Raw genomic sequence first — 16286 nt, 5'->3', positions numbered from 1 at the left:
CACTGGCACTGCTACCCTTGACCATGGAGGCTCCTTCGCTAGAACGGATAGGTTTAAGGCACCACCCATTCTGCCTAGAAGCCTCTCGTCATATCAACCCACCCATCAAAACAACAAACACGGTCGCTGAACGCCGCCTGCATGTCACTCGTACATGGCTGTAGTATGGTGAATTTGCGATGAAATGCGCCCCTTCCGATGCGTGACAGCCGGTGGGGGTGATACGCTAATGGTCATTGTCCGTGGTACGTCATGCGATGAGGAGCATGACGGCTGTCGATAGGAGGAACATAGGTCATGGCACAGAACATGCCTGAAGTCAACGCCGAGTTCGGTGCGGCCCCGGTCATCACGTTCCCGACGCCTGAGGCGCCGAAGGGGCTCAAGGCCGTGGAGGTCGTGGAAGGCGATGGCCCCATGGTGCGCCGCGGCGATACGGTCACGGTGAACTACCATGGCGTCGTCTGGGGCAAGGAGGAGCCGTTCGACTCCAGCTTCGCCCGTCACCAGCCCGCCAGCTTCGGCATCGGCGTCGGCCAGGTGATCCGCGGCTGGGACCAGACCGTCCCCGGCCATAACGTCGGCTCCCGTCTGGTCGTGTCCATTCCGCCGGAGTACGGCTACGGCTCGCAGGGCATGCCGGCCGCAGGCATCGGCGGCGGCGACACGCTGGTGTTCGTCATCGACATCATCTCGACCCGCTGACCTGTGCGAGGCCGTCTGTGTGCGGCCGCTTCTAGGCAAACGTATCGGCGCGCCGCCGGCATGACCATGATGCCGGCGGCGTCATGCATCATCGACGGTGGCGGTGCGGAGGTTCCGCCGGCCGTCCGCTGGATATCAGGAGGAAACATGAGCGAGGAAAAAACCGTTCTGCTCACGCAGGACGCCTATGACAAGCTGAAGGACGAGCTGGCGCACCGCGAAGGCCAGTATCGCGAGGAGATTACCAAGCGCATCGCCGCGGCGCGCGCCGAGGGCGATCTTTCCGAGAACGGCGGCTACCAGGCCGCCCGCGAGGAACAGGCGCGCAACGAGGGCCGCATCAACGAGCTGACCGTCAAGCTGCGCAACGCCAAGATCGTCGAGGCGCCGAAGGCCGGCAAGGTCGGCAACGGCTCCGTGGTCACCCTGGAGCTCGCAGGCCGTGAAATGACCTACGTGCTGGGCTCGCGTGACATCAAGGTCGCGACCGAGTACGACGTGATCAGCCCCGAATCGCCGATCGGCGCCGCCATCCTTGGCGCGAACGCCGGCGACACGGTCAGCTACGCGGCGCCCAACGGCCGCGAGATCTCCGTGCTCATCAAGGAGGCGAAGCCGCTCGGCTGACGTGCGGTCGCACGCCGTCAGGTGCTGCCACGGTAAATCGCTGTAGGCTACGGTAAAGGGCGGGGCCCGGCATTCGTGTGGATGCCGGGCCCCGCCCTTGCCATGTCACGGTTATGCCGTCACGGCCACAGCTGGACGATCACCATGTAGATCGCCACCATGTGGCAGGCGTATCCGGCGACCGTGCCGCAGTGGAAGATCTCATGGAAGCCGAACACGCGGGGCCACGGATCCGGCTTGCGCAGCGCGTAGACGATGGCGCCGAGAATGTAGCAGGCGCCGCCGGAGGCGAGCAGCACCACGACGGCGGGGCCGGCGGCGGGGGAGTTCCAGAACAGGGTCATGAACGCGACTCCCGAGACGCCGAACACGATGTAGACGATGGTGTACAGCCATCGCGGCGCTCCGATCCAGATCACATGGATGACGAGCGCCACCAGCGTGCACGACCACATGCCCGCTATGATGGCGTTGCGGATCGGCGCGGCCAGCGCGAACGACACGGGCGTGTAGGTGCCGGCGATGAGCAGGAAGATGTTCATATGGTCGATGCGGCGCAGCACGTCGGTGACTCGCGGCGACCAGTCGCCGAGATGATAGAGCGCCGAATTGCCGAACAGGATCAGCGAGCAGGTCATGAACACCGCGCACGCCCACTTCAGCGCAGCCCCATGGGCGAGGCAGATGAGCACGATGCCTGCCGCCAGCGACAGCGGTGTCGCCACCGCATGGATCCAGCCGCGCAGCAAGGGCTTCGGCCTGCCGTGCACGTCGAGGCGTATCTTGCGCGCCACCTCGGCCGGCGCGATGCCCTCGATGCGGGCTGCGCGCGCCTCGCCCTTGGCGATGACGGCGGACGCCTTGGCCTCCGCCTTGTGCCGGATTGCCTCCGCTTTGGCGAACGACTTCGCGCGCACGGCGTCGGCCTTGGCCTGCAGGGCCTCCTCGCGCGCCTTGATGACCGCCGCGCGTTTCGCGTTCACGCGCAACGTCGCCTCGTCCGGCGCGGTGGTACCGTGCGTGGCATCATGGGTTGCCGCCTTCGCGTTGTCCTTCACTCTGGTGGTGCTGTTCTTGCCGTTGCTGCTGCAATCCGTCATATGACCTCCCGTACCCCGGTTCTATATTACGGAACCGTAAGTTACGATACCGTAGGTTATTGACTTTCGATGTTCCACGTCGCCCATGGCCTTGCGTATGATGGATACCATGGCTGATTTCACACATATCTTGGTCACGCGCCCTGATTTTACCGAAAGCGACCGTGAATGGCTGCACCACCTCGTCGGCGACTGGCAGGTGATAGCCGATCTGAGCTTCGCCGACCTGCTGCTCATCGTGCAGGACGGCGACGGCAACTACCGCATCGTGGAACAGTGCAGGCCTTCCACGGTGATGACGCTTCGCGTTGACGATGCGGTCGGCGCATTGGTGCCGCCCGAGATGGTGCCCGAACTCGACGCCGCGATGCAGTCCAAGAACGTGTTCCGCTCCACCGTGCTGCGCACGGTCGGCAAGTCGACGGTGTGCAACGTCTACGCGCCGGTGCGTCACAACGGCAAGACGCTGGGCCTGGTCGTGCGTGAGACCAACATGGCCACGCGCGAATCCAACGGCCGGTACGAATCCGAAAGCATCAACGCCGGCAAGCAGCTCTACGAGATGATCGCGCGCGGACAGTTCCCCTACGTCAACGCGATCATGAGCCAGCGTCACGTGGCCCGCGTCTCCGACGGGTTCATCATGCTCACGCAGGAGGGCATCGTCCGCTACGCCTCGCCGAACGCGATCAGCTGCTTCCGCCGTCTCGGCTGCCTGATGACCATGCAGGGCCACTTCCTCAGCGAAATCGGCACCGACCTGCTCCACCAGAACGATCCGGTCCCCGAAACGCTGCCGATGGTCCTCATGGGCAAGGACGCCGTCGACTCGGAGATCAACGCCAACCGTTCCGCCGTGTCCGTGCGCTCGCTGCCGCTGTACGACAACAACGGCCGCAACGGCGCGATCATCCTGTGCCGTGACGTGACCGAGCTGCGCCGCCGTGAGGCCGAGCTGCAGACCAAGGACGCGACGATCTCCGAAATCCACCATCGTGTGAAGAACAACCTGCAGGCCGTCTCCGCGCTGCTGCGCCTCCAGGCGCGCAAGACGAAGTCGGAGGAGGTCAAGAAGGAGCTCGCCGAGGCGCAGCGTCGCGTGCAGACCATCGCCATGGTCCACGAGGGGCTCAGCCAGACCGCCGACGAGATCGTCGACTTCGACAAGGTCATCTCCAACCTGCTGAAGATGGCCGTCGACCTGGCCACCATGAAGGACCAGACCATCACCGTCGACTTCATCGGCAAGTTCGGCATGATGCCCGCCCAGGACGCCACGCCGCTGTCGCTCGTGCTCACCGAGCTCATCACCAACTGCGTCGAGCACGGCTTCGAGGGGCGCAAGCAGGGGCACATCACCATCTCCGTCGGCCGCAGCGGCAACAACCTCAACGTGGTCGTGGAGGACGACGGCTCCGGCCTCGACACTGAGGAGCACAACGGGCTCGCGCGCTCGTCCGGCTCCGGTCTCGGCACCCAGATCATCAACACGTTCGTCACCAACGACTTCGGCGGCAGCGTCCGCTGGGAGCCGCGCCGCGAAGGCGGCACCCGCGTCGTGCTCGACATGACCCTGCGCGCCGCGCAGAACGACTGACCGGCCGCGACGGATACGCAAAACGGGTCCCCTCCGCATCGTGGAGGGGACCCGTTTTGCGTTGATGCCGGTATGTGAACCGCATAAGACCATTGCCCGGCCGCCGGATGCCGCACATGCAGAAAATGCAGATGGCCCGCACCATTGGCACCGGTAGCGGCGCAATGGCGCGGGCCATCAAGGCGTCGACAATAGCCGACCGTGTGGATTCACACCTGAAGCTGCATGGCCTGGGAGCGACGCGCGCGCATGGCGCGACGCTTCAGCGCGCGGCGCTCGTCCTCGCTCAGACCGCCCCACACGCCATAATCCTGGTTGGTATCCAACGCGCACTTCAGGCAGGCGTCAATCACCTTGCAGGTACGGCACACGGCTTTGGCCTCTTCGATCTGCTGATACGCGGCACCGGTGTTGCCCACCGGGAAGAACAGCTCCGGGTCCTTGTCCCGGCAAGCCGCCTTGGCACGCCAATCGAAAGCACTGCTCATGAGAATTCGCCCTCCTCCCATCGCCTGTTGCGGCGACGAGTCTACAAGTCAACTAATAGGTAACCACGAAACGATTGTTTTTTCAAGGGGTTTTGCGAGGAAAAAACGCTCACGGCGGCAAAAGCCGGTGATTCGGCGGTGACTTGCGCACCGTCGCGCATTGCATCCACATCGCAGCGCCCTGCCGCAGCAGCACCGCCCGGCCGGATGTGGCGATGTCGTCATGGTCACAGGTGGCGAGCAGTTCGGCGGGGATGCCGTCCATCAGGTCGATGGTGCGTTCGCCGGTGGGGAACACCACGCGCGTGGTGCAATGCTCGGGCACACGCACATGCTTGGACGTCTCCACGGCGAACACCACGGTGGTCGACGGATCGCCCAGCGCCTGCTGGAACGCGGCGGCATGCGCATCCGCGGCGAACGGGTCGAGCAGGGCGTCGGCGTCGTCCACCAGCCACAGCGTCCGCGGGGCTGTGGGAGCGGCCGAACCGGAATGGAACGTGCGGGCCGCCGCGGCGTCATGGTGCAGCCGTTCGGTCACCATCTCGCCGCCGATACGTTGCGAGCGTCTCACCGACAGCCCCGGCAGGTTGCGCGACATGGCGGCGAGCGTGTCTAGCAACGTGGTCTTGCCTCGCCCATGGCCTCCGATGACGCCGATGTTGCCTGCCATGAGTTCCAAGGCCAGTATGGCGACGCCGACGCCGTCGTCGCCCAATGCGAACGGTACCGCCACGCCGGCCGGCGATGTCGTGGCCGCCGCCCGCATTGACGCTGCCGCATCGAGGAGGAACGATGACGGCAGGGGAGGGGTGAACAGCGGCGCGGCCGGATCGATGCCATGGAACGCGGCGGCGGCGCCGATGGCCGACACCAGCGAGTCGATGTCGTGTGAGGGGGAGCACCGCATCGCCGTGACGGACTGCCCGTCCGCCACCCAGGCGCCGCCCGGCGAGTTCGGACTGATCGCCGCTGCCCGGCCGTCGCCGAGCAGCTCCGCGGATTGAAGGGCGTCACGCACCCGAAGGCAGATGTTGAGCGTCATGTTCGCCTTCATGTCCGAGCCGACCTGGCCGAGCGGATTCTGCGTGCAGGCGATCAGGTGCATGCCGAGCGACCGGCCGAGCGACGCGATGCGCACCAGACGGTCGATATAGTCGGGCAGCTGGTTCTTCAACGCATGGAACTCGTCGATGACGATGACCAACCGCGGTTGCGGCCGCCGCAGTTCATGGATGGCCGAGACCCGCTCCTGCGCGACCAGCCGTTCACGACGTGTCAGCTCAGCCTCCAACGCCCGCAGCGCCCGCGCCGCATGTTTGAGGTCGAGGTCGCACACGCTGCCGACCGCATGGGGCAGCCGCTCCAATGCGCTGAACGCGGAGCCACCTTTGAAATCAAGGAACACGAAACGCAGCGCATCCGGCGAATTGTTCAACGCCATCGCCAGACACCAGCTTTGCAACAGCACCGACTTGCCCGATCCGGTGGTCCCCGCCACCAGCGCGTGCGGCCCCTGCGCCGCAAGGTCGATGCAAAACGGGCCGTCCACGCCGACGCCTACCTGGGCGCGCATCGACGGCGCCGCAAGCCAGCGCGGGGCGACTACGCGCCAGAGCAGCGGGTCGCGGTCCAGCCCATGCAGCGCCTCCAGGGATGGCGCCGACAGTCCTGAGGGATCGCCGGCAGTCCGACCATCCGCCGCCGCGCCGGAAGCGGCTGCCTGCCCGTCTGAACCGTGCGGCAATCCGTCATTGGCATCCTGCGCTGCCGCGCCTGGCTTCTGTGATTGCAATGCGGCGAGCATCGAGGCGAGACATCCCACCAGCGACGGTGCGATCATGACGGCGAACATCCAACGGCGTTCCACCAGCATGGCGACCAGCATGACGGTCTGCGCGGCAAGCGGAGCCCCCAGCGACAGCATGGTGAGCGTCGACGCGCGGCGTGCGCGATGCGGCGGCTTGCGATTGCGTCTGGCCTGCCGTCGCTTGCTGATGCGTGATAGTACGGTCATCCATTCAGTGTGGACGCCGACGGCGCGCCGGTGCAAGCGCGGACGGGGTATGTGGTCGGAGCTTCGCGGTTATCCACAGTACGGCGTGTCGCGGTGCCGCTACGCTGCTGCGACACGCCGTACTGTGGCCGCGACACACCGTACGGCGACCGTGCAACGTGCCTTGTTCACTGCGCAAGGGTGCCGACGGTGCCTGCCTTGTGGCTGCCGGCGGCGAGTTCACTGAACAGCGACAGGTTCTTCGCATCGTCCAACAGGACCGACGACCCCACGCCGGTGACGTAATAGTCGGGGTTCGTCCAGTACACGCTGCCGGTCACGCCGTTGCCGGACGTGGCGTCGCGGAAGGCGAACACCATCTGCGCCAGCGTGTACGGATTCGTCTGCGAGTCGACGGTGATGGAGGCGAGCGAGGCTTCCAGCGTCTTCTTCACGGTGCCGAAATTGGTGAGCGTCTGACGGGACATCGCCTTCTTCGCGATGGCGGCGATCACCTGACGCTGACGCGCCGCCCTGCCGAAGTCGCCCTGCGGGTCCGAGTAGCGCATGCGCGAGAACGCGAGTGCGGTGGCCCCGTCGGCGTTGTGGCAGCCCGCCGTCCAGTTGAGGGTGGAACGGGCGTCGTTCACGGTGCGGTCATAGCACAGCTCCACGCCGCCGAGCGCGTCGACCACATGCTGCAGCCCGTCGAACTTGATCTGCGCCACATGGTCGATGCTCTGCCCGGTGATCGCCTCGACCTGGCTGACCAGCGCCTTCCTGCCGGCGAGCTGGGCGACCGCGTTGATCTTCATGTACTGCCCGTTGACCTTCACCAGCGAGTCGCGGGGGATCGAAATCAGCGACCGGGTGCCGGAATTCGGCTTGGTGAGCACCAGTATGGTGTCGGTGCGGAACCCGGTGATGGTCTTCGCCTCCTCGCCGCTGCGCTCGTCCGAGCCGAGGATCAGCCAGCTCGTGCCGGACGTGTCGGCCTTGCCGGTCAGCCAGTCCTGCTTGTTGAGCTGGCCGTTCACCCAGTTCCACATGCCGAACCCGCCCAGCAGCAGGGCGACCAGCAGTGCGATGACGACGGCCGCGGCGATCCGCAACGGCGACATCCGTCGCAACGTCCGTCGCGCAGTCCCGGCCCTGACGCCGCCACGGGCGAAGGAGCCTGAGGATGCGCCGGGGCCGGCGCCCGGCCGGCCGACGCGCCGGAACGACGCCGCGGAACGGCGTGACTGCTCGTCGAGATACGCGCTGCGGACGCCTTCCTGGTCGGACGCCGCCGCCACACGGCCGGATCCGGCAGCGCGCCGCGGCGTGCGTGTCGGCTGCTGCGGCTCATAACTGGACGACTGCCTGTCGGCACGGCCTTGCGCTGCGCCGCGACGGGCCGACGCCGGGGTGAAGCTCGGCAGGCCATGCGAGGATGATCCGCGCGAAGAGCCATGCGAAGACGCTGCGCCGCGGACGCCATGGGCGTGGCCGTCGTGCGAGGCGCCTGCGCGCGGCGCGTCCCCCGCGCCCTCCATGTTTGCCGCGGCGCGCGGAACCTGGCCGCTGGGACGGCGTTTGCGGCTCCCGGAGGGGATGAAGCTGGGAGGGGTCCCCTGTGGCGTGAGTCCGCTGGTTCCTTCGCTCATTACTCCTCCAATACGATTCGTTCTCAGTAACTTTTACACGTGACCGACCGTTGCCCCGGGGTATCGGCCATTCCTCTGCAGTAACGGCACATACGTGAAGGGTGCGTGGCGGTCGCGGACCGGTGGGCCGGCGCCGTCGACCGCGTCATCATTAGCACAACAAGCCGCCGAACGGGGTATTGACACGGGAGGATTTGACAAAACCTATACTCGGTGTGTGTAATTGCTGGGACAAATGTTCTTGTGGTAACCGGCCGGGAGGGGGCAACGCATGTGGGGAGTTGTCGATGGTCCCTCTCGTGATCCGATGATGGCGCTGTGGGGGCTGTTCAAGTCCGACAACGACGTGTCGTGGCAGCACAAGGCGCTGTGCTCGCAGACCGATCCCGAGGCGTTCTTCCCCGAAAAGGGCGGATCCACGCGTGACGCGAAGCAGATATGCGCGCGATGCGAAGTGCGTGAGCAGTGCCTGCAATGGGCTATCGAGCATGACGAGCGGTTCGGCATCTGGGGCGGTCTGAGCGAACGCGAACGCCGGCGATACAAGAAGGAGCATCGGGGCCGCGCCTGATGCACGCCCATGGCGTGTCCGCGCCGCACGGCCGGGTGCGGCGGGCGCGTTTTCGCTACGCGCATATCAACCGGCATATAGACTGGAGACTATGACTTCCGCAGGCATGAGCGATATACAGCGTATTCTGGCCGACGCCATGGCGAACCGGCCGTACTCCCACCGGCAGGACGTCGATTCGTCGATAGCCGCCGTGGTGACCGTCGAATCGGATCTGCGGTTCCTTCCCGACACCATTGCGGCGGTGCTGCGGCAGACCGTCCTGCCCGGCGTCATCGTCGTCGCCGACTGCACCGGCGACACAGCGCAGCCGGTGCACGCCTCCTTCGAGGTCATCCCCGCGCCGTCCGGCGTGCTCGGACGGGTTCCCTCGCCGCGCACCGTCACCGTCGAGATCGTCCGGGCCAAGGGCGCCCGCTCGTTCTATGACGCCGTGGCGAAGGCGCTCGGCTATGCGCGGCTTGATTCCTCGACCCGCGCGATCTGGCTGCTTCATGATGATTCGCGCCCCGCTGACGAGCACTGCCTCGAAGCGCTGCTGGAGACGTGGCATAACGACCCGACCGCGTCGGTGTTGGGCGCCAAACAGCTTGACTGGCAGGCCGAACACCTGCATGAGGTCGGTTCGTACGCCTACCGTCATCGCACGCAGACGCTCGTCGTGGACGGCGAGCCCGACCAGGAGCAGTATGACGGCCGTCGTGACGTGTTCGCCGTGTCGCTCGCGGGCGCGCTGGTCTCCGTGGAGACGCTCCATGAGCTTGACGGCGCCGACGACTGGTTCACCACGTTCGGCGAGTCGCGTGATTTCTGCCGCCGCGTCTGCCTGAGCGGCCGGCGTGTCGTCATCGTGCCGTCGGCGCGCATCGCGCACCGCAGGGCACGGTTCGAGGGGGTGAGGAACCGCGCCGGCGAGCCGTTGGACGAGGGGGAGTCCGTCTCGAGCGTCAGGGCGCGGGTGCGTGCGGCGCGCCGGTACCGGATCACGGACGAGCGTCTGCTGCTGTGGCCGCTGCTGTGGGTGCTGTCCCTGTTCTCCGCGTGCGCGAAGGCGGTGTCGCTGCTGTTCGCGAAGCATCCGTTCGAGGCATTGTGCGAGCTGGTATCGCCGTGGGCGGCCATTGCGGAGTTCCCGCATGCCGTGGCGGCCCGGCGCAGGGTGAGCCGTCAGGAGTCGGTGCCGATCTCGCGGCTGTCCTCCCTGGTCGCGAACCGCCAGCAGGTGGCGCAATGGCGCGATCGCGTCCGTGCGTTGAACGACCAGCGTCATGTGGAGCTGCTGTCGCCGCTGGCCAAGGCGCATCTGCGCCGTCGCGCGTTGGAGCGGTGGGGATTGGCGTGCCTGATGGCCGTCGTGTGCTTCGGCGTCGTGGTCTGGCTTGAGTCCGGCGCGTTGCGCGCGGGGTTCGCCGGTGGATCGTTGTATTCGCGTTCGCTGCTGCCGTCCGACGGCGATTTCGCTTCGCTGTGGCGGTCCGCGACGATGACGTGGGTGTTCGGCGAATCCGTCGCCGCTCCGCCGGCTCCCTGGCTGATGGTCTGGCTGGTCGCCAGCGTGGTGACGGGCGGCAACATCACGGCGGCCATCACGATGATCGTCTTCGCAGCGGCGCCGCTCGCCGCCCTGTCATGCTGGGCGCTGATCGGCGTGTTCACACGTTCCGATGGCGTCAGGGTGGCGGGCGGCCTCATGTGGGTTTCGGCCGCCATCGCCATGGGATTGTTCGCGACCGGCGACGTGGCGATGCTCACGGTCATGGTGTTCCTTCCCGCCGCGTTCGCCTTCGCGTTCCGCGCCGTCGGGTTCTACCGGACCGAGGATCAGGTGCGTGCGCATCCTTCGGCCCAGGCCGGCGCGTTGGCCGCGTTGTGCTTCATTCCTCCGGTCGCCGCCGAACCGCAGCTTATGATCGCCCTGCTGGTCGTGTTCGTCGCGTTCCTCGTCGTCGTGCCACGGCATCGTGCGATGCTCCTGCTCATCCCGCTGCCCAGCGCGCTGGCCATCGCCCCCACGCTGGTCAACGCCGTGCATCATGCCTCCGAAGGTGCGTGGCGTCAGCTGTTCGGCGATGTCATGAGGCCGTCGTCCGCGGTGAACGGTTCGCCGGCTGCGACCGATGCCGTCACCTTGGCGTTGCGCGCGTTGGGCGTGCGGGCGGATTCGGGATGGTGGAGCGTGCTCGGCCTCGCGAATCCGTCAGGTCTGGGCGTGCTCGTCGTGCTGCTCGTATTGGCGGCGCTGGCCGTCGTCTCCCTGTTCCTACCGTTCGCGTTGCGCGCCTCCCGCATGATGTGGGTGGTGATCGTCAGTGGCATGGTGCTGTCGATGGCGTCGACGCGCACGGTCATCGCGGTCGACGGCGACGGCCCGGTCGCCGGCTCGGCGAGACCCGGCGTCGCATTGGCGCTGCTCGGCTTGATCGCCTGCACCGCGCTCGTGTCGGGCATGGCGGTCCGTCGTTTCAGGCTGCTGCGCAAATCGCGCACGGCGCAGCCTGCGGCGGCCCTTCCGGCTGACGGTCTCATCACGGCACACGCCGCCGCGACCGCTGACTCTGCAGACGCCGACTCCACGAACGCCGTCGCAGCGCATACGAGCGCGGCGCGACGCACGTTCGGCGCCGCGGCCCGCATTGTGTTGCCGAAGTTCGGCCGGTCGGTCATGGTGCTGCTGCTGGTGGCGTCCAGCGCGCTGTTCACGGCCATGCCGTTCATCGGCGGTCAGGGGTACGGCTCGCTGAACGGCACCCGGGGCGGGCTTCCCATGGTCGCATCCGACTATCTGGCCAAGGATTCCGGCCATCGCATCCTCGCGTTGGGTGCGCAGTCGTCGACGCAGGTGAGCTACACGACGCTGCGCAGCGGCCGCGGCGACCTGCTGGACAGTTCCCCGGCGGTACGCGCCCGGCAGGCGAGCGGCGGCACCGGCGGCCGGGATGCGATACTCGCCTCCGCCGGCTCCCGTCTGATGGGCGCCGCGGATGCGCAGGCCATTGCGGACATCAGCGCCTTGGGATACGGCGGCATCTTCGTGGTCCGCGACAATGCCGATGCCGCGGCGTCGCAGGCCGTCGAGCAGCTGATCTCCAACATCACCGCAAGCGAGGGGACGCAGTCCGTGGTCAGCAACACCGCTGGCGTCTACTACCGGCTGACGCTCAACGACAGCGCATCCCAGCGGGTGGACGAGCGCGGCCTTGACGAGCAGCGTCGGAACCCGTACCGCCGTGCATGGCTGTGGTGCCTGGGCGTCGTCGTCCTGCTGTACTGCATCGTGGCGTTCCCGCGCAGCACCCGCCGCATCATCGAGGAGGATCAATGAGTCACGCAAAACATGGCGGCAGGGTCTGGACGGCCGCCGCCGCGGTCGTCTCCATGATCGCCATCATCGTCCTGTTCGCCGCCATCGTCCTGTGCCCCTGGGCGCTTCCGGTCGATTCCACCACGGTGCGCGCCTCGGCCGTCGCCTCGAAGGTCGGGCAGCGGCAGGTCATCGCCTACTGCCCGTCGCGCATGGTGCTGCCCGATGACGCATCCTACGGCGACAGCGCCTACCGCACCAGCGAAGGGAACATGACGTCATCCGCGCGGTACGCCGCGTTCGGCGCGGTGTACGCCTCGCAATCCGAACCCTTCGGCGTGACCGACGGCGGTTCGTCCACCGGGCAGGATTCCACGACGTTGAAGGACACCGACCCCACGGACTCGTCGAACGTGATCACGGCGTCCGGCGACGTCAACACGTCCGCCTCCCTGTTCACCACGCAGCTGCTTGACTCGGCGCAAGGCTCGGGCGCCGCCGCGGCCATCGCATCATGGGCCACCAAAGGCGACATCCGCGGACTGTCGGCCGCATCATGCCAGACCCCCGCATTGCAGTCGCGGTTCGTGCTCTCCGATTCGGCCACCGGCTCGTCGCACCAGCTGATCATCGCGAACCCGTCCTCCAAGTCCACGGCCGTGCAGGTCCGCATCTGGGGCACCAAGAGTGCCGGCGCGCTGTCGCTGTCCACTGGCAGCACGGTCACCGTCGACGCCCGGTCGCAGACCGTGTTCGACCTGTCGGCGGCCGCTCCCGGACAGGACGGCCTGTACGTCGTCGTCTCCAGCGAGCAGACCCCGGTCGCCTCGATCGTCCGCAGCGTGAAGGTCAGCGGCCTGACCGCGCACGGATCCGATTACGAGACCGCGGCGACGCAGGAGTCCAAGACGCTGACGTTCCCGTCCGTCTCCGAAGGCGACCGCGTCCGCCTCTACATCCACGCGGCCCATGACGGCGACGCCTCGGTGCACTGGCTGGGCGGGGGCAAGGATTCCAAGCACTCGTTCAAGGCCGACCGTGTGACGGTCATCGACCTCGGCCAGGCGGCCAAGGGCGCGCTCGGCCTCACCGTGGACGCGTCGCAGCCGGTCGTCGCGGCCATATCCGTCACCCGCGCCGCGCAGGGCGGCCAACAGGATTTCATGATGGTCAATGCGGCGCGATTCGACCGCCATGCCGCTGCCGCACTGCCCGGCTCCGTCACCGCCGAGGTGACGGTGGTCAGCCGCGCGAGCCGGCAGTCGGAGGTCACCATTGCCGGCTATGACGACAAGGGCCGGCAGGTCGGCTCGAAGAAGGTCACGGTGCCGGCCGAAGGCGCCGCCCGGCTGCCGGTCTCGCAGATCGGCGACAACGTGGCGGTGATCGCCACCGCGGACGGCAAGGACGCCGGCTTCGGCGTCAGGCTGTCGCAGAAGGCCGTGCAGGATGCGAAACTCGCCGGCGTCGCGCATCTGGACGCCACGTCGCTGATGCCGCGCAGGGAGACGATTCGTGCGGACAAGGACATGTCGCTGGTGAGATGACACGCCGCACGGCATCAAGCCACGGCATTTTCGACAAAGGCTGGAACAGGCGTTGAGCCATGTCCCGGCCTTTGCGTTGCCGGCGTCACGTGGACGCTCACATGTTCCAGTCGGGGTCGATCTCTTCAGGGCGGCGGCCATAGAGTTCCGCAAGTCTCAGCACCACCTCGTCACGGATGATGAGCTGCAGGTCCACCCGGTCCTGCGCCTTCGACTGGATCGGCATCCGGTAGAGCACGATGCGCGCGGGGATCCCATGACTGGCGGGGAAGCACTGGGAGGAGAACGACGGTTCCGGCTCCCACGGCGCCGGCTCGGACGGCGGCACATCCTCGACCGCGAACTGCACCGGGCGGATCAGCTGCGGCCAGGCGCCGTTCAGCCGTCGGATCTGCGCGGCCACCATATCGTCGAACATGCCGCTGCGCGTCCGGTATCGCGGCAGGCGCGTGCCGAACATGGGCGTGCGGCTGCCCCGTCCGTGACGGTTGCGGTATACGGTTCTTTCCCAAGGTAGTTGCTGCATGGATTCCACTGTAAGCCAAGGAGCCGGCATTACGCTACAATCAAAACAACCATGCTCTGCGCGAGAGGAGGACGCGATGGGCCTGATGCCGTCTGCGATATCGTCGGAAACCGCCATGCCGCCGTCCCCGTCCGCCATGTCTGAGCCAGCCGTGTCTGAGCCGGCTGTATCTAAGACTTCAGCTCGCGTGCGCATATGCGCATGGGACGCGCCCGACGCGGCGGTCGACCCCGATGCCGTGGATGCGTTCGCGTTCGACCTCGACAACACGCTCGCGGTCTCCAAACAGCCGATGAAACCCGACATGACCGCATGCCTGGCGGCACTGCTGCGGTATCGCCCCGTCGCCGTCATCACGGGAGGCTCGTTCGCGTTGGCGTCCAGTCAGGTGATCGCCATGCTCGACGGTCAAGCCGATCTCGCCGGCCTGCATGTCATGCCCACCAGCGGTTCCAGCTATTACGTGTGGGACGGGGGCGCATGGGTCGTGCGATACGAGCGCACGCTGTCGCAGCCGGACCGTGACGCCGCCGCGGCCTCGCTGCGCAGGCGTGCGGAAGAACTGGGACTGTGGCCCGAACGGCCGTTGGGCGAACCGATCGAGGACCGCGGCAGCCAGATCACGTTCTCGGCGCTCGGGCAGCTCGCCCCGGCCGGCGCCAAACAGCAGTGGGATCCGGACGGGACGAAGAAGGCCCGTCTGGTCGCCGCTGTCGCCGCCGACCTGCCGCATCTGCTGGTGCGTGCAGGCGGCTATACGAGCGTGGACGTCAGCGCCGGCGCCGACAAGTCGTTCGCGGTACGCGAGCTGGCGAAGGCGTTGGGGACGTCCGTCGGTCGCATCGTGTTCGTCGGCGACCGCATGACGCCGGGCGGCAACGACTATCCGGCCGCTTGCGCCGGCACGTTCGCCGTCGCCGTCACCTGCCCGCAGGACACGGTGCGCTGGTGCCGTGGCGCCATCGCCGTGCTGGAAGGCCGATCACGTGGTACTTCGGATGTTACGTGACGTATTCGTTCGGCTGGCCTCAACCGCAGCGGCCCTCGCCCGTCTTGCACGCGACCTGATGATCCCCCGCGGCTGCGCCGGCTGCGACATGCCCGACCGCGTGCTCTGCGGCGACTGTACGGCACTGATGACGGAGCATGTGCGGTTCGATCTGCCGGGCACGCTCACGGGGGAGGGGCTGGCGTGCGGCGCGTACCGCGGACCGGTCCGTCACGCCGTACTGCAGTGGAAGGACCATGGCGACGAGGAGTGCGACGGCCCGTTCTCCCGGCTGCTCGCCGACTTGCTGACCGGTTCCGGACGGCTGGACGGCAGGCCGCTGCTGCTCGTCCCAGCACCGTCCACCAGCCGTTCCATGCATGAGCGGGGACGATGGCATATGCGGCAGCTGACCGTACGCATGGCCTCGCGGCTCAAACGGGACGGGTACGGCGACATAGCGGTCGTCCCGCTGCTGCGCACGGTCGGTGCCGGAGGCAAATCGGTGCAGATGTCCGGCGCGGCGCAGCGTGCGCAGCGGCTTGACGGGCATATAGCCGTCACCCGGCGTGCGAACGCAACCGGAGAGCGTCGGCAGGTCGTTCTGGTCGATGATATCGTCACCAGCGGCGCGACGATGCGCTATTGCGTGGATGCGTTGCGGAGGGGCGGATACGATGTGCTCACCGCTGTGGTGCTGGCCCATACGCCGTTGCGCCGCGTCGATCCAGAGCCGGCTGCGGATGGAAACTGCCGGTCACCACACCCCAGATGACCAGATCGGCGTGCTCTCCTGGCGTGAAATCCGGGTATCGCGGATTCTCCGCGTGAAGCCTCGGCACGCCGGCATGCCAGGTCAGCCGTTTCACCGTCAGTTCGCCATCGAGAACGGCGACGACTATGTCACCGTCCCGGGGCTCGAGCGAACGGTCGACCACCATCCAGTCGCCATGGAAGATGCCGGCGCCCTCCATGGAATCACCGGCGACGGTCACGATGAACGTGTGCGCGGGATTGCGGATGATATGACGGTCCAGACTGAACCCGTCGTCATGCCCGTCGCCGACGGTGGCGGGGAAACCTGCCGGGACCGCCTCGCCGGCGAGCGGGACGGGAACCGGCGAGACGACGGCAGGCATGGCGGCAGCCGGCACTGTCATATTCGACTGTGCGACGACGACCGCCCTGCAC

The 16286-nt window shown here is 67.0% G+C and carries 14 protein-coding genes; 8 read left to right on the top strand and 6 right to left on the bottom strand.

What is annotated here, in order from left to right; translation table 11 throughout:
• Positions 1-297: 297 nt before the first annotated feature.
• Positions 298-705 (top strand): FKBP-type peptidyl-prolyl cis-trans isomerase, encoded by a 408-nt coding sequence (locus F7D09_RS07450; RefSeq protein WP_152234764.1) that lies wholly within the window; start codon positions 298-300, stop codon positions 703-705.
• A 147-nt stretch (positions 706-852) separates the two neighbouring features.
• On the top strand, positions 853-1332 hold the full coding sequence (locus tag F7D09_RS07445; RefSeq protein ID WP_152234763.1) for a GreA/GreB family elongation factor: 480 nt from the start codon (positions 853-855) through the stop codon (positions 1330-1332).
• Between the two features lie 119 nt (positions 1333-1451).
• On the opposite strand, the gene trhA is transcribed toward F7D09_RS07445, so the two are convergent.
• The gene (gene trhA / locus F7D09_RS07440; protein ID WP_226836082.1) at positions 1452-2432 is read right to left on the bottom strand and encodes a PAQR family membrane homeostasis protein TrhA; all 981 of its coding nucleotides are present in this window, start codon (positions 2430-2432) and stop codon (positions 1452-1454) included.
• Positions 2433-2541: 109 nt separating this feature from the next.
• On the opposite strand from trhA, the gene F7D09_RS07435 reads away from it, so the two are divergent.
• The gene (locus F7D09_RS07435; RefSeq protein ID WP_152234762.1) at positions 2542-4029 is read left to right on the top strand and encodes a sensor histidine kinase; all 1488 of its coding nucleotides are present in this window, start codon (positions 2542-2544) and stop codon (positions 4027-4029) included.
• Positions 4030-4238: 209 nt separating this feature from the next.
• On the opposite strand, the gene F7D09_RS07430 is transcribed toward F7D09_RS07435, so the two are convergent.
• The 3 genes from F7D09_RS07430 to F7D09_RS07420 form a co-directional block, all read right to left on the bottom strand.
• Positions 4239-4517: a WhiB family transcriptional regulator gene (locus F7D09_RS07430; protein WP_003812680.1), complete on the bottom strand. Its 279-nt coding sequence runs from the start codon at positions 4515-4517 to the stop codon at positions 4239-4241.
• A 109-nt stretch (positions 4518-4626) separates the two neighbouring features.
• Positions 4627-6534: an FtsK/SpoIIIE domain-containing protein gene (locus F7D09_RS07425; RefSeq protein ID WP_376863539.1), complete on the bottom strand. Its 1908-nt coding sequence runs from the start codon at positions 6532-6534 to the stop codon at positions 4627-4629.
• Positions 6535-6701: 167 nt separating this feature from the next.
• Complete coding sequence (locus F7D09_RS07420) at positions 6702-8162, bottom strand: LCP family protein (protein ID WP_152234761.1); 1461 nt, start codon at positions 8160-8162, stop codon at positions 6702-6704.
• 271 nt (positions 8163-8433) lie between these two features.
• Between F7D09_RS07420 and F7D09_RS07415 the strand changes: the two genes are divergently transcribed.
• From F7D09_RS07415 to F7D09_RS07405, 3 genes are all read left to right on the top strand, one after another.
• A complete protein-coding gene (locus F7D09_RS07415; RefSeq protein ID WP_152234760.1) occupies positions 8434-8733 on the top strand; it encodes a WhiB family transcriptional regulator in 300 nt (99 codons plus the stop codon).
• 91 nt (positions 8734-8824) lie between these two features.
• Positions 8825-12055 carry a glycosyltransferase family 2 protein gene (locus tag F7D09_RS07410; protein WP_152234759.1) on the top strand — a complete coding sequence of 1077 codons (3231 nt, stop codon included), beginning with the start codon at positions 8825-8827 and terminating at the stop codon, positions 12053-12055.
• Complete coding sequence (locus tag F7D09_RS07405) at positions 12052-13581, top strand: DUF5719 family protein (protein ID WP_152234758.1); 1530 nt, start codon at positions 12052-12054, stop codon at positions 13579-13581. Before F7D09_RS07410 ends, F7D09_RS07405 begins: the two co-directional genes overlap by 4 nt.
• 97 nt (positions 13582-13678) lie before the next feature.
• Here F7D09_RS07405 and F7D09_RS07400 read toward each other — a convergent pair whose 3' ends face one another.
• Positions 13679-14107: a metallopeptidase family protein gene (locus F7D09_RS07400; RefSeq protein WP_152234757.1), complete on the bottom strand. Its 429-nt coding sequence runs from the start codon at positions 14105-14107 to the stop codon at positions 13679-13681.
• A gap of 193 nt (positions 14108-14300) precedes the next feature.
• On the opposite strand from F7D09_RS07400, the gene F7D09_RS07395 reads away from it, so the two are divergent.
• Positions 14301-15116, top strand: coding sequence for an HAD-IIB family hydrolase (locus F7D09_RS07395; protein WP_226836088.1), 816 nt, complete (start codon positions 14301-14303; stop codon positions 15114-15116).
• Positions 15117-15243: 127 nt separating this feature from the next.
• Positions 15244-15870 (top strand): ComF family protein, encoded by a 627-nt coding sequence (locus F7D09_RS07390; RefSeq protein ID WP_226836080.1) that lies wholly within the window; start codon positions 15244-15246, stop codon positions 15868-15870.
• On the opposite strand, the gene F7D09_RS07385 is transcribed toward F7D09_RS07390, so the two are convergent.
• Positions 15779-16234, bottom strand: coding sequence for a S24 family peptidase (locus F7D09_RS07385; protein ID WP_152234767.1), 456 nt, complete (start codon positions 16232-16234; stop codon positions 15779-15781). The two genes, F7D09_RS07390 and F7D09_RS07385, sit on opposite strands and share 92 nt — an antisense overlap.
• Positions 16235-16286 lie beyond the last annotated feature (52 nt).

The organism is Bifidobacterium leontopitheci (genome assembly GCF_009193355.1).
GTDB lineage: Bacteria > Actinomycetota > Actinomycetes > Actinomycetales > Bifidobacteriaceae > Bifidobacterium > Bifidobacterium leontopitheci.
This window is presented reverse-complemented; position numbering and strand designations above follow the sequence as displayed.